This is a genomic window from Lacisediminihabitans sp. (genome assembly GCF_036404185.1).
Lineage (GTDB): Bacteria > Actinomycetota > Actinomycetes > Actinomycetales > Microbacteriaceae > Lacisediminihabitans.
Genome location: NZ_DASWPB010000178.1, coordinates 1 through 13435, shown reverse-complemented (window position 1 = coordinate 13435; position 13435 = coordinate 1). Strand labels below are relative to the sequence as shown.

13 protein-coding genes are annotated in these 13435 nt (G+C 69.2%); 8 read left to right on the top strand and 5 right to left on the bottom strand.

Annotation, left to right across the window (positions count from 1 at the left end; translation table 11 throughout):
* Nucleotides 1-311: 311 nt before the first annotated feature.
* A complete protein-coding gene (locus tag VGC18_RS13060) occupies nucleotides 312-2255 on the bottom strand; it encodes a glycoside hydrolase 5 family protein (protein ID WP_331098074.1) in 1944 nt (647 codons plus the stop codon).
* 146 nt (nucleotides 2256-2401) lie between these two features.
* Here VGC18_RS13060 and VGC18_RS13055 point away from each other — a divergent pair, with 146 nt between their 5' ends.
* The 3 genes from VGC18_RS13055 (at nucleotide 2402) to VGC18_RS13045 (ending at nucleotide 5499) form a co-directional block, all read left to right on the top strand.
* Nucleotides 2402-3421, top strand: coding sequence for a LacI family DNA-binding transcriptional regulator (locus VGC18_RS13055; RefSeq protein ID WP_331098072.1), 1020 nt, complete (start codon nucleotides 2402-2404; stop codon nucleotides 3419-3421).
* Between the two features lie 195 nt (nucleotides 3422-3616).
* Nucleotides 3617-4270 (top strand): GntR family transcriptional regulator, encoded by a 654-nt coding sequence (locus VGC18_RS13050; RefSeq protein ID WP_331098070.1) that lies wholly within the window; start codon nucleotides 3617-3619, stop codon nucleotides 4268-4270.
* Nucleotides 4267-5499 carry an MFS transporter gene (locus VGC18_RS13045; RefSeq protein ID WP_331098068.1) on the top strand — a complete coding sequence of 411 codons (1233 nt, stop codon included), beginning with the start codon at nucleotides 4267-4269 and terminating at the stop codon, nucleotides 5497-5499. The genes VGC18_RS13050 and VGC18_RS13045 overlap by 4 nt, the downstream gene beginning before the upstream one ends.
* Before the next feature lie 35 nt (nucleotides 5500-5534).
* On the opposite strand, the gene VGC18_RS13040 is transcribed toward VGC18_RS13045, so the two are convergent.
* A complete protein-coding gene (locus tag VGC18_RS13040; RefSeq protein WP_331098066.1) occupies nucleotides 5535-6449 on the bottom strand; it encodes an LLM class F420-dependent oxidoreductase in 915 nt (304 codons plus the stop codon).
* Between the two features lie 194 nt (nucleotides 6450-6643).
* Here VGC18_RS13040 and VGC18_RS13035 point away from each other — a divergent pair, with 194 nt between their 5' ends.
* From VGC18_RS13035 to VGC18_RS13025, 3 genes are all read left to right on the top strand, one after another.
* A complete protein-coding gene (locus VGC18_RS13035) occupies nucleotides 6644-7450 on the top strand; it encodes an alpha/beta hydrolase (protein WP_331098063.1) in 807 nt (268 codons plus the stop codon).
* Between the two features lie 131 nt (nucleotides 7451-7581).
* Nucleotides 7582-9339, top strand: a complete 1758-nt coding sequence (locus tag VGC18_RS13030; protein ID WP_331098061.1) for an MFS transporter — start codon at nucleotides 7582-7584, stop codon at nucleotides 9337-9339.
* A 14-nt stretch (nucleotides 9340-9353) separates the two neighbouring features.
* Entirely contained in the window at nucleotides 9354-9797 is a 444-nt protein-coding gene (locus VGC18_RS13025) for a MarR family winged helix-turn-helix transcriptional regulator (protein WP_331098059.1), read from the top strand.
* Between the two features lie 226 nt (nucleotides 9798-10023).
* Here the strand turns inward: VGC18_RS13025 and VGC18_RS13020 are convergent, their stop codons facing one another.
* Nucleotides 10024-10500, bottom strand: coding sequence for an NUDIX domain-containing protein (locus VGC18_RS13020; RefSeq protein WP_331098057.1), 477 nt, complete (start codon nucleotides 10498-10500; stop codon nucleotides 10024-10026).
* A 24-nt stretch (nucleotides 10501-10524) separates the two neighbouring features.
* A complete protein-coding gene (locus VGC18_RS13015) occupies nucleotides 10525-11778 on the bottom strand; it encodes a D-arabinono-1,4-lactone oxidase (protein WP_331098055.1) in 1254 nt (417 codons plus the stop codon).
* A gap of 159 nt (nucleotides 11779-11937) precedes the next feature.
* Here VGC18_RS13015 and VGC18_RS13010 point away from each other — a divergent pair, with 159 nt between their 5' ends.
* Together VGC18_RS13010 and VGC18_RS13005 are read left to right on the top strand one after the other, a co-directional pair.
* Nucleotides 11938-12153 (top strand): hypothetical protein, encoded by a 216-nt coding sequence (locus tag VGC18_RS13010; protein ID WP_331098052.1) that lies wholly within the window; start codon nucleotides 11938-11940, stop codon nucleotides 12151-12153.
* A 95-nt stretch (nucleotides 12154-12248) separates the two neighbouring features.
* Nucleotides 12249-13247, top strand: a complete 999-nt coding sequence (locus tag VGC18_RS13005) for an aldo/keto reductase (protein WP_331098050.1) — start codon at nucleotides 12249-12251, stop codon at nucleotides 13245-13247.
* A 10-nt stretch (nucleotides 13248-13257) separates the two neighbouring features.
* Here the strand turns inward: VGC18_RS13005 and VGC18_RS13000 are convergent.
* On the bottom strand, nucleotides 13258-13435 hold a 178-nt coding region (locus tag VGC18_RS13000; protein WP_414672886.1), incomplete at its 5' end, for an aldo/keto reductase.

Here is a 13435-nt window from a genome sequence, read left to right as displayed (position 1 = left end):
AACTGGATGCGCGTCCGCCCGCCCGCAGGCTGCTCGCCTCGGAGGCGCCGGCCTTCATCCACGACGCCACCCCGGCCGTTCCGAACGAGCTGATCGGCTCCTAGTCCGGGGACTCGCGACCGGGGCGGGCGGCGGCGTGGGGTGCCGGTGGCGGGAGAAACGGCGCCGCGGCAGGACTACTTACCTTTCGCGGCGGGGTAACGGCGTCGCGGCGGGAGTCGTGCCTCCCGCCGCGACACCGCTTCTCCCGCCGCGACGCGGGACGGCGGACGTTTCTCCCGCCGCGACCGGGGCGGGTGGATGCGTCCGGCTCAGTCGCGCAGTTCGAGCACCGTCACGGCGTACGGCGCGAGGTCCAGACGATCGATCCGGTCGCCGTCCTCGCCGACGAGGTGCCCGGTCACGGTGGACGGCGTGACGCTCAGCGCCTCGTCCGACTGGCTGACGAACCAGACGAACCGGCGGCCGTCCTCGTGGTCCATCCGCCCGACGGTGACTCGCGGGTCCTCGACCCGCACGTCCCGCACGACCTTCGACTCGGTCGCCAGGGCGTCGTAGAGCCGCCAGGTGGACTCGGGGTTGACGAAGGGCGTCACGGTGGCGAAATACTCGAAGGGATAGGTGCCGAGCACCATCCAGCCGGAGCCGGTCCTGCGGCGCAGCAGCGCGGGCCTGCCGTGCTGGTCCACGGCGATGACCTCGGCATCCGTCGCCTCCACCGGCAGGTAGGCGCGCGAGTTCTCATTGCCGCCGACGGGGAAGGTCAGCTCTTCTCCGGCGGCGATCCCGCCGAAGGGGACGAGGAAGGAGATCCGCAGCTCGTCCTCGACGATCGGATCCACCAGGCCGTAGCGGGTCCTCTTCGTCACGCCGAACATCTCGTCGAGGTTCGGCCACCACGGGCCGCGCTGGGTGCCGTGCTCCCCGTAGTAGACGGAGGCGTAGACGGTCGCGCCGTTCTCGGCGCGCTCGACCAGCGTGCGCCAGGTGCCGGCGAGCAGCTGCTTCGCCGAGGGGACTAGGTACAGCGAGCAGTCGTCCGGCACGCCGTCCAGCTCTCGGGCGACACCGACCTGGATGTCCGCCTCGCGGGCCGCGATGTAGGACTGTCGTGCCACGTCGAAGACGATCGGCGCATCCATCGGATCGGTGAAGGGGTACTGCGCCTCGAGGTACGAGGAGACGAGCAGCGCGGTCTCGGAATCCGGCCGGGTGAGGCGCTCGAAGCCGATGCGGTGGGCCAGCTCCGCGAAGTGCTTCACCTCGACCGCCTGGGCCTTGGGCCGGCCGTCTTTGTCGGTGAGGCCGAAGTGCATTTCGAACGGGTGGTGGCTGTAGGGCGCCTGATCGTAGAGGTTGTCGTAGTCGGTGTTGTTCCAGGTGATCCAGCCGGTCGCTCCGGCGAGCAGGGTGTTGTGCAGGACCTGCCGGTAGTAGTGGGCGGCGTTATCCTCGCTCACATAGTCGCTGGTGAGCCCGAACTCCTCCATGACGACGGGCTTCCCGCCGATGTCGAGCAGCTCGCAGATGAAGGCGGAGCCGAGGTTCTGACGTACCGGATCCGTCTCCATCCGGTACACGTGCGGGCCGTGGAAGTCCACGAGCCCGGCGAGCTCGCGGATGCGGAATCCGTTGTCCCGTCCGGTGGTCTCGACGCCCCAGGCGCCGTCGCCGATGGACACGGGCTGGGTCCCGCCACCCGCGCGCACCGCGTCGATGAGGATCTGCGCCCAGCTGCCGACGACCTCGGAGTCGTTCGTCCCGACGCCGGCGGTGTGCCAGTTGCCGTAGATCGGGATCTCGTTGCTCAGCAGCCATCCCGCGACCGCCGGGTGATCAGCGAACCGTGCCGTCAGCTCGCGCACGTACCAGGCCTGCTTCGCGACGAAGGTCACGTCGCTGAAGAGCTCACGGCCCTCCCGCCAGCTCGGGTCCCAGTTCTCACCGGACATGTGCCCGACGAGGAAGGTGGGGATCGTGGTCATGCCGAGCTTCTCATGCTGGTCGAGGAAGTCGCGGTAGCGCTCCACCAGCACCTCGTCGAGGGCGTCGGCGGTGGGCATGAAGTCGTGCCAGTAGAAGAAGCTGCGGGTCAGGGTCATGCCGTGGTCCCGCATGACGGCGAGCTCCTCGCCGACGACGGCGGCGTCGTAATCGCGCCACATGCGCGGGCCGCCCACCCTTGACCAGAAGTTGACTCCGATCCAGGTCGTCGGCTCGCCGTTGTGGATGATCTTGTGGGACTGCCGCTTCATCGCAGTTGGTTCCTTCCGGGGCTCACCACGTCTGTCGGTGGTGCTGTGGGCCAGTCTAACTGAACCGGTTGAGTGAACCCCGCCCGATAGAGTGGCGTCGTCCCAATCCACACGATTTCCAGCCCGGAAGGCGGCGATGTCCACGGATGTCCTCCGTCACGATCAACGACATCGCCAGGAAGGCCGGCCTGAGCAAGGGCGCCGTGTCCTATGCCCTCAACAACAAGCCGGGCGTCTCCGAGGAGACCCGACGGCGGGTCCTCGACATCGCCAGGGAACTGGGCTGGACGCCCAATGTCGCGGCGCGCTCGCTGTCGCGGTCCCGCGCGGGCTCCGTCGGGCTGGTCCTGGTCCGGCCGGCGCGGATGCTGGGGGCCGAGCCGTTCTTCATGGAGTTCATCTCGGGAATCGAGGAGGTCATCGCGGCGCGAGACGTCGCCCTGACCCTGCACGTCGTCCAGAACCCGCACAGCGAGATCGCGACCTACGAGAAGTGGTGGGCCGAGCGTCGTGTCGACGGGGTCATCGTCGTCGACCGCACCGTCCAGGACCGGCGGATCGAGGCCCTGCGCCGCATCGGCATCCCCACCGTCTATGTGACCAATCACGAGGAATCGGAGGGCCTCCCGCACATCTGGACCGATGACGTGCGTGCGACCGCGGAGGCCGTTCGCTACCTGATCGGGCTCGGTCACCGCAGGCTGGCCAGGGTCTCCGGGATGCCGGAGTTCACCCATATCGGAGTGCGCAACGAGACGATGCTCCGAGTCGCCGCGGAGAACGGCCTCGAGACCCCGCGCATCGTCACCACGGATTTCTCCGGTGAGGACGGCGCTCGCGCGACCCGATCCCTGCTGGGCTCTGACAACCCGCCGACGGCCATCGTCTTCGACAACGACATCATGGCCGTCGCCGGCCTCGGGGTCGCCGCGGAACTCGGGATCGCCGTGCCGCAGGAGCTGTCCCTTCTCGCCTGGGACGACTCCTCCCTCTGCCAGGTCACGCATCCGGCCCTCTCCGCGATGCATCGCGACGTGCCCAGGATGGGATCGATGGCCGCCGACCTGCTCCTGGAGCTGATCGACGGCGGGCCGGGCACCAGCCGCGAGGGTCCGCGGGCCGTGCTCCTGCCCCGCGCGAGCACCGGCCCAGCGCCCGCGCCCTGACCGCCCGCCCACCCCGCCGCCTGCCCGCCGCCCCTGCCCACCCATCCACCCTCCCAACCCGGTCCACTCGCCTGTCACCAACGGTCGGCTGGCCCTTCGCAGAGAGCAGTTCGTGACAGGCGAGCGGGCCAGGGGGATGACCGGAGGCGCGAACTGCTTGCATGCAAGGTTGCATGCAACAGCTAGGATGGTCGGGTGACCTCGAATCCCACCCTCTCCTCCGACACCGAGTCGGCGGCGGAGCACGCCTATCTGCACACCAAGTCGAGCATCGTCCGCGGGGAGCTGGCCGGCGGCACGGCCATCAGCGAGAACGTCATCTGTCACGAGCTCGGCATCAGCCGCACCCCCGTGCACGAGGCATTCCTCAGGCTCGCCGCCGAGGAGCTCATCACCCTGGAGTCGCGCAAGGGCGCCATCGTCCGGCCGATCTCGCCGAGCGAGGCGGAGGACGTGGTGGAGATGCGCGAGGCCGTGGAATCCGCGGCGGCCGCGCGCATCATCCGCTCCGGTTTCCAGGACGACCTGGCTCCCGTGCTCGCCGGACTCCTGGAGCGGCAGGCCGAATACGTGGCGGCGGGGGACGTGGATGCCTTCGTCGACGCCGACGACGACTTCCACACCGCCATCGTGGTCGCCTCCCGCAACTCGATCGCCATGCACTTCACCCGGCTCATCCGGGACCGCCAGCAGCGGCTCCGGCACCAGCTCATGCGCATGCGCTCGGAGCACCTCGCCGCATCCCTCGACGAGCATCGCGCGCTCGCCGAGGCGCTCGCGAGCGAGGATGCCGCGGCCTACGCCGAGGTGCTCGGCAGGCACGTCGACCGGATCAGGGGCATGCTGTGAGCGCCATCGGCTCCGGCCGCCGGATCCCGCCGTGGCTCGCCATCTTCGGCGTCATCTTCGTCTGCTCCTGGGCGGGCAACCAGTTCAGCCCGCTCCTGCTCATGTATGAACAGCGCGCCCACTACAGTTCGCTGTGGGTCAACCTCTTCCTCGGGGTCTATGTGCTCGGACTGGCACCGGCCCTCCTCATCGCTGGGTCGCTGTCCGATCGGCACGGTCGGAAGCCGCTCATGCTCGTCGGCGTCGGCTGCGCGTTGCTCGGCAGCGCCTTCCTCGCCTTCGGCCAGTTCGGCCCCGGCTTCCTCATCGTCGGCCGTCTCTTCTCCGGCGGCTCCGTCGGGGTGGCGATGGCGGTCGGGAACAGCTGGATGAAGGAGCTGTCCCAGGCGCCATACGACCGGGCCGCGGATGAGAGCTCCGGCGCCAGGCGCGGATCCCTCGCCTTCACCCTCGGCTCGGCCATCGGAGCGCTCGTCGCCGGGCTCATCGCCCAGTGGGGCCCGATCCCCGAGGTGCTGCCCTTCCTCATCCACATCCTCGTGACGGTCCCGTTCGCCATCGTCGTCCTGCGGGCTCCCGAGACACAGCGAAGCGGCGGTGTCGCTGGGCCGTGGTGGCGTCAGCTCAGGGTGCCGTCCGCGGGGCATCGGCGCTTCATCCGGGTCGTGGTCGTCGCGGCCCCCTGGATCTTCACCTCGGCCGCCATCGGCTACGGCTACCTTCCGACCCAGCTGCGGGGGGCGACCGGTCAGTGGGGGCTGGTGTTCGCGACGGTGGCCACCGTCGTCGCCCTCGGGACCTCCTCGGCCATCCAGCCGATCGCCAAGCGCGTGCACTCGGTCACGAGCGCCAGGGGACTCGCCACTGCGGTGTTCATCATGGCCCTCGGCATCGCCGTCACGACGGTCGCCATCGCCGCCCAGTCGGTGTGGATCGGCCTCCTGGCCAACCTCGTCATCGGGGTCGGCATGGGCATCGGCCTCGTCTCCGCCCTGCTCGAGGTGCAGCGGATCGCCGGCCCTCGCGACCTCGCCGGCCTCACCGGCGTGTTCTACGCCGTCGCCTACATCGGCTTCCTCGCGCCGGCACTGATCGCCGCCGTCGTGGGCGTCGTGCCTCTCGCGACCGTGCTCTGGGTGGTCGTCGGGCTCGCCGTCGTCTCCTATGCGCTGGTCGGGGTGTCCTCCCGCAAACATCTCCCGGGCGGTCTCCCCGGCGAAGGGGTCTAGGGCTCAGTCGCAGGTCGCGTCACGAGGTGCCGGGGTCAGCCGATCTCGGCGAGCCGGGGGATCACCGTCTCGCCGAGTCGGGTGACGTACCCGACCGGGTCCGGCCCGGCGGGCATGATCTGGACGTGCTGGATGCCGAGCCTCGCGTACTCCTCCATGGCGGAGAGGAATCCGTCCGGGTCCGCGAGCGGGTCGCCGCCGAGGATCGTCTTCTGGATGCTCTCGGGGTCGCGCCCCTCCGCGTCGCAGTGACGCGCGAGCACCTCCAGCTTCTGCTGGACGCCCTCCGGCCCGATCGAGAACAGATTGCAGGCATCCGCGTACCTGGCCACCAGCTTGAGGGTCTTCTTCTCGCCGCTACCGCCGATGAGGATCGTGGGATGCGGCCGCTGGATCGGCTGGGGGGAGCAGATCGTCTCCGCGAGCCGGTAGTACTCGCCGTCGAAGGGACCGTCGTTGTCGCTCCACATCTGCAGGCAGATCCTCAGGGTCTCCTCGAGCCGCCCGAACCGCTCGGCGAGCGGCGGGAACGGCACGCCGAGGCCGTTGTGCTCGCGCTCGTACCAGGCCGCACCGATGCCGAGCATCGCGCGACCGCCGGAGAGCACGTCGAGAGTCGTGACGATCTTTGCCAGCAGCCCGGGGTGGCGATAGGTCACGCCGGTGACCAGCAGACCCAGCTTCATGGTGCTGGTGCGACCGGCGACGAAGCCGAGCGAGGTGTAGCCCTCGAGCATCGGATCCTCGGAGGTGGCGAACTGCTCCATCTGGAACCAATGGTCCATCATCGTGAACCACGAAGCCCCGGCCTCCTCGGCAGCGCTCGCCGTCGCCGCGAGCGTCGGGCCGAGACGATCGGCGCCGCCCGGGAGGGTGAAGTTCGCGAAATGGATGCCCAGTTGCATGGTGACGACCGTCCTGACAGTGGCGAGATGAACTCCCTCCATCATGACAGCCCCCGGTCGGCGCATTCAGGGAGCGGCGGTAGCCCACCCAGGTAGCCCCCAGGTATGCCCGCGTCGACTCGCCTGTCACGAACTGCTCGCAGAGGCATCCTGGTGAGCAGTTCGTGACAGGCGAGTCGACGCGGGTGGTGGGTGGGTGGTGGGTGGGCAGGCGGGCAGGCGGGGACGAGGATGGGATGGTGGCAGAGACGATCAACCCGCTTGACGGCACCCGCATCGCCTTCGAGGAATCCGGTTCCGGCGAGCCGCTCCTTCTCGTGCACGGCTCGGCCCTCTCCAAGGCCATCTGGCGCGGGCTCGGCTACGTGCGGGCGCTCCGCGACGAGTACCGCGTGATCTCGATCGACCTGCGCGGCCACGGACGCAGCGCCAAGCCAGACCGCCCCGAGGCCTACCGCATGGATGCCGTCTCGGGCGACGTGCTCGCGGTGCTCGACACCCTCGGGATCGACGCCGCACACTACTTCGGATACTCCTTCGGGGCCAGGATCGGTTTCTCGCTCATCGACCGGCATCCCGAGAGGGTGATCTCCTTCGTGTCGGCAGGGGGCACCTACCGTTCCCCCGGCGGAAGCGTCGCCGAGCTGTTCTTCCCGGGGTACGAGACGGCGTTGGCCGAGGGCGGGATGCCCGGCTTCGTTCGCGCCTGGGGCGAGGCGTCCGGCCGTCCGATCGATCCGCAGACCGCCGCGGCCATGCTGGCCAATGATGCTCCGGCGCTGCTGGCGTACTTCCGGCAGCTGGAGAACGAGCCGGGTCTGCCGGATGCCCGCCTTCCCCTGCTCGAGACCCCGACGCTGCTGCTGGCGGCGACCCGCGATCGGCGCAGGCTCGCCGACTCCGAGCGTGCCGCCGAGCTCATGCCGCACGCGACGTTCCACGAACTGCCGGGGCAGGATCACGGCGGCACGCTGAGGGACGTCGACACGGTGCTGGGATTCGTGGTGCCGTTCCTGCGCACTGCCGGCTCAGGCGGGGCGGAGTAGGCCGGGCCGACGGCTCTCACGCCGTTCGCCGCGGGCGATACCGCCGACGACCGGACGCAGCGGAATGGGGTTATACTTGCTTAACATCAAGCAAATAAATCCCTCGAGTCGAAATCCTTCCGGAGCCGTCCGTGTCGTCAACCCCACCCGTCAGTAACTCCCCGCGTTCGCGCAGCCTCTTCCTCAGCAAGGACCACCCCGGATACCGCTGGGTCGCCCTGAGCAACACCACCCTCGGCATGCTCATGGCCACCATCAACTCCTCGATCGTGATCATCTCGCTGCCCGCCATCTTCACCGGTATCAAGCTCAACCCCCTCGAGGCGGGCAACGTCAGCTACCTGCTCTGGATCCTCACCGGATACATGCTCGCCACCGCGGTGCTCGTGGTCACCTTCGGCCGGCTGGGCGACATGTACGGCCGGGTCAAGATCTATAACCTCGGCTTCGTCGTCTTCACCATCGGGTCGATCGCCCTCGCGCTCGATCCGATGAGCGGCGGCGCCGGTGCGATGTGGCTTATCGTCTGGAGGCTCGTCCAGGGGGTCGGCGGCGCCATGCTGTTCGCCAACTCGAGCGCCATCCTGACGGATGCCTTCCCGTCCAACAAGCGCGGCTTCGCCCTCGGCATCAACCAGGTCGCCGCGATCGCCGGCAGCTTCATCGGCCTCATCGTCGGCGGCCTCCTGGCGACCATCGACTGGCGCGCCGTCTTCTTCGTGAGCGTGCCGATCGGCATCATCGGCACCATCTGGTCGTACAAGTCGCTGCACGAGGTCGGCTCCAAGAATCCCGGTCGCATGGACTGGTGGGGCAACATCGTCTTCGCCGTGGGTCTCACCGCGCTGCTGTCCGGCATCACCTACGGCATCCAGCCCTACGGCGGGAGTTCGACCGGGTTCACCAACCCCTGGGTGCTCGCCGGCATCATCGGGGGCATCCTGCTGCTCGTCGTCTTCGTCCTCATGGAGCTGCGCATCAAGCAGCCGATGTTCGAGATGAGGCTCTTCAAGATCCGCGCCTTCGCGCTTGCGAACCTCTCCGGCCTGCTCGCGGCGATCGGCCGCGGCGGCATGCAGTTCATGCTCATCATCTGGCTGCAGGGCATCTGGCTCCCGCTGCACGGCTACTCCTACGAGAGCACCCCGCTGTGGGCGGGAATCTACCTGCTGCCGATTACCATCGGCTTCCTCATCGCCGGCCCCATCTCCGGTGCCCTCTCCGACCGGTTCGGCGCGCGTGCCTTCGCGAGCGTCGGCCTGCTCCTGGTGACCGGCGCCTTCCTGCTGCTGCTGATCATCCCGGTGAACTTCGAATACTGGCAGTTCGGGCTGATCACCCTGATGAGCGGAATCGGATCCGGTCTGTTCAGCTCGCCGAACCGGACGGCGATCATGAACAGCGTCCCGGCGAATCAACGTGGCTCGGCATCGGGCATGGCCGGCACCTTCCAGAACGCCGGCACCTCGCTGTCCATCGGCATCTTCTTCTCGCTCATGATCGCGGGGCTGGCCTCGAGCCTGCCCGGTGCCCTGCATCACGGTCTCGTCTCCAACGGCGTCCCGGCGGGCGTGGCCTCCCAGATCGCCCAGACACCGCCCGTCGGCAGCCTGTTCGCGGCCTTCCTCGGCTACAACCCGATCCAGAGCCTGCTCGGTCCGACCGGCGTGCTGACCCACCTGTCGCAGTCGAACGTGGCCACCCTCACCGGCAAGGAGTTCTTCCCGCAACTGATCTCCGGGCCGTTCCACGACGGCCTGGTGATCGTGTTCGCGGCGGCGGCGATCATGTCCCTCATCGCGGCGATCGCCTCGCTGTTCCGCGGATCGCGTTATCTTCATGATGAAGAGTTCGTCGTCCCCGAGCTCCAGACGAGCCGGATCAGCTAGGAGGCCCACCGATCATGAGCGATCGCGACGTCGAGGCGGCCCCCGACCTCAAGACGGAGACCGCCGCGCGTCTTGCGCTCGTGATCGGCCGGCTCAATCGCAAGATGCTGCGAGCGACCGCGGGGCTCAGCCACGGCACCCTCTCCGCGCTGTCGAGCATCGTGAAGTGCGGTCCGCTCCGCCTGAACGAGCTCGCCCATCGGGAGGGCATCGCGGCTGCGACGATCACGAGGCTCGTCGCCGACCTCGAGGGTCGCGGCCTGGTCACCCGCCAGGTGGATGCGAACGACCGGCGCGCCTTCTCGATCGAGGCGACACCGGAGGGCGTCTCCTACATCATGCGAGCGCGCTCCGACAGGGCGGATGTGATCGCGGCGCTGCTCGAGGACACGACGGAGGCCGATCTCGCGGCGCTGGGCGACGCGCTTCCCGTGCTCGAGAGGATGCTGGAGCTCTAGGCCCGCTGGGTCGCCCGGGCCGGGTCGGAGGCTCGTGTCATCCGTGTCCTCGCGATGGCGGACCGGTCGTCGGGATGGTGGGAAAGTCGATGGCGGGAGAAAGTGTCTCGCGGCGGGAGGCGCGTCTCCCGCCGCGAGACACTTTCGCCGCCGCGAGATGCGCTTTCTCCCGCCACGAGGGATTTTTTCCCGCCACGAGGGATGGCTGGCAGCGGCACCACCACCCTCACGGGCCGGCGCCGCCGGCCTCCAGTCGCTCGCGCAGCGCGTCGAGCATCCGGACCTGTCCCTTCACCACCTTCTGCCTGGCCACCTCGATCGGGAACCAGCCGGCGTCGTCGATCTCCGGGAACCGGCCGATCCGCCCCGACCGCGGCGGCCATTCGAGATCGAAGGTGTTGCTCGAGACCCGCTCGACACCGAACTCGGCCTCGCCGGCGAACACCGTGACGATCTTCCCGGACGGCTGCCTGAAGTCGCCCAGCCGGCGATACTCGGCCCGGGGTGCCGGAGCCCCGATCTCCTCCGCGAACTCGCGCAGCGCCGCATCCAGCTCGGTCTCGTCCGGCAGCGGTTCGCCCTTCGGCACCGACCAGGCCGCCGCGTCCTTGCCGGCCCAGAACGGCCCGCCCATGTGGCCGATCCAGACGGCCAGCCCGGAGTCGGCCTCGTACCGGTAGAGCAGGATGCCGCAGCTACGCATCTCTCAAGGATGCCGCATCGAGCGTTAGGGCAGGACGGTGCGCCGCAGGTAGTCGTTGCGGAACACGCCGTCCGGGTCGAGCCGGTCCGCGAGCTCGCGGAAGGCGGGCAGGCGCGGGTAGAGCGAGGCGAGAGCGGTCGCGTCCGTCGTGAAGAGCTTGCCCCAGTGCGGCCTGGCGGCGAAGGGCGCGAGCGCCGCCTCGATGACGGGCAGGAGCCCCGCGACCTCCTCGTGCTGCCTCCAGGTGAAATGGATGCCCACCGTCTCGCGTCCCGACGCCGGACTGAGCCAGAGCGAGTCGGCGGCCATGGTGCGGAGCTCGGAGACGAACAGGTGGGACGAGATCCGCGGGGCCAGCGCCCGCACGGCCTCGATCGCCTCCAGGGCGTGCTCGCGCGGGACGAGGTATTCCGACTGCAGCTCGGCGCCGGCGCTCGGTGTGAACTCCAGCTTGAAGTGGGCGAGCCGGTCCCACCAGGCGCCGGGGAGGCCGAGCTGCTCCGTGGTGGTCTCGCCGGATTCGCCGGGGAGGGGATGCAGCTGGACGGGCGCCCTCCTCGCCCCGAACAGGGCGGGGGCTGTTGCCGCCGGGTGGAGGTCGTCGATGCGGCTCTTCACCCAGACCTGCGTCGCCCCGAATCCACCCCAGTCGGTGAACAGGCTCACGCTGTACCCGCTCGAGGTGATCTCATCGAAGTGGTCGCGCAGCTCGCGCCACGGCAGATCGAGGAACACGTCCTGGCGCACCAGGAAGGTCGGCTGGATGTCGAGGGTCACCCGCGTCACGATGCCGAGCGCGCCGAGGGCGACGACGAGACCGTCGAAGTCGGCCTCTTCCCGCCGCACCGTGAGCAGCGTGCCGTTCGCCGTCACCAGCTCGAGGGCGGCGACGGCGGTCGAGAGGGAGCCGTTCGCATCCCCGGAGCCGTGGGTACCGGTCGCGATCGCTCCGGCGACGGAGATGTGGGGGAGGGAGGCGAGATTGTGGATCGCCCAGCCGTCGTCGTGCAGCCGCTGGACGAACTCGCCGTAGCGCGCTCCGGCGGCGACGGTCGCCGTTCGCTCCGCGGCATCCACCGTGAACTCCGCGGGCAGGGCGCGCAGGGAGACCTGCTCGGTCTCCGAGTCGGCGATGTCGTTGAAGGAATGCCGGCTGCCGAGGGCCGTGAGACTGCTCGAGGCCGCGACGGTCTCCTGCAGCTCCTCGATGGAGCGCGGCTCGCGGAGCCCGCGCGCCCGATAGGTGTAGTTGCCCGCCCAGTTCGCCGAGGTCGTCATCCTCTCAGTGTAGGAAGCGTCGCGGCGGATCGATCGCGAAGACCGGATGTCGAGGGCACCGCTGTCTGGAAGAATTCTGGTAGTCCTCTGGGAGCAGGGGAGCGATGGCGACCGGGGAGACTACGGTCGGGACCAAACAGTTCTTCTGAAGGAGGAATCATGGGTCTGATCGACAATGCAAAGGACGCCGCGGAAGCCACCGGTAAGAAGGTCGGCGAATGGGCGGACGACACCAAGGAGCGCGTGAGCGACAAGGTCGACGAGGTCAAGGCGGACGCCGAGGTCAAGCGCGCGGAGGCCGGGGTCTCCAAGGCCGAATCGGAGCGCGACGCGACGAAGGCCAAAAACGACTACAAGGAGAAGCTCCGCGACTAGCGGATGGTCCACGGAGGGGCGAGCGGCGCGAATCCGCTCGCCCCTCCGTGTGTCTGCCGCCGGCCCGTGCCCGGTCGTCGCCCTAGGCTTGGTCCATGAGAACTCGTGTCCTCGGCCGCACCGGCCGCACCGTATCCGTCATCGGCCTCGGCACCTGGCAGCTGGGAGCCGACTGGGGTGACGTGAGCGAGGCGGATGCCCGTGCCGTGCTCGATGCCTCCGTCGCGAGCGGCGTCACCTTCTTCGACACGGCGGATGTCTACGGAGACGGCCGCAGCGAGAAGATCATCGGCGGCTATCTCGCCGACAACCCCGGCCACGGCATCACCGTGGCCACGAAGATGGGGCGCCGCGAGGCCCAGGATCCGGCGAACTTCACCCTGGAGAAGTTCCGCGCGTGGACCGACCGCTCGAGGGCCAACCTCGGGGTCGACACCCTCGACCTCGTGCAGCTGCACTGCCCGCCGACCCCGGTCTTCGGCTCGGGCGCCGTGTACGACGCGCTGGACACCCTCGTCGCCGACGGCGCGATCGCCGCATACGGGGTCAGCGTCGAGACGGCCGCAGAGGCGCTCGCCGCGATCGCCCGGCCGGGCACGGCGACGGTGCAGATCATCCTCAACGCCTTCCGTCTCAAGCCCCTCGATGAGGTGCTGCCCGCCGCCGTCGCCGCGGGGGTGGGCATCATCGCGCGAGTCCCGCTGGCGTCGGGGCTGCTGAGCGGTCGCTACACCGCCACGACGACCTTCGCCGCCAACGACCACCGCACCTTCAACCGGGACGGCTCGGCCTTCGATGTGGGCGAGACGTTCTCCGGCGTCGACTTCGAGCAGGGGGTGCTCGCCGCGCAGGAGTTCGCCGCGCTGGCCGCGGCGGAGCCGGCGGCGGCAGGACTCACGACCGCTCAGGCCGCGCTGGCCTGGGTCTCCCAGCTCGACGGGGTCAGCTCGGTGATCCCCGGCGCGCGGAATGTCGAGCAGGCGCGGGCGAACGCCGCGGCCGGCTCGGCGCCGCTCCTGCCGGAGCAGTTCACCGCATCCGTCCGGGACATCTACGACCGGTACTTCCGAGCGGCGGTCCACCCGCGCTGGTGAGCGCCGTCTCTCAGTGGAGGTCGGGGTCCATGCCCGTCCTGGCCCCCGTCTCCAGCGAGGCGATCGCGGCCAGGTCCGCCTCGTCCAGCTCGAAGCCGAAGACGTCGATGTTCTCCCGGATGCGCTCGGCCGTCACCGACTTCGGGATCACGACGTTGCCCAGCTGAAGGTGCCAGCGGATGATCGTC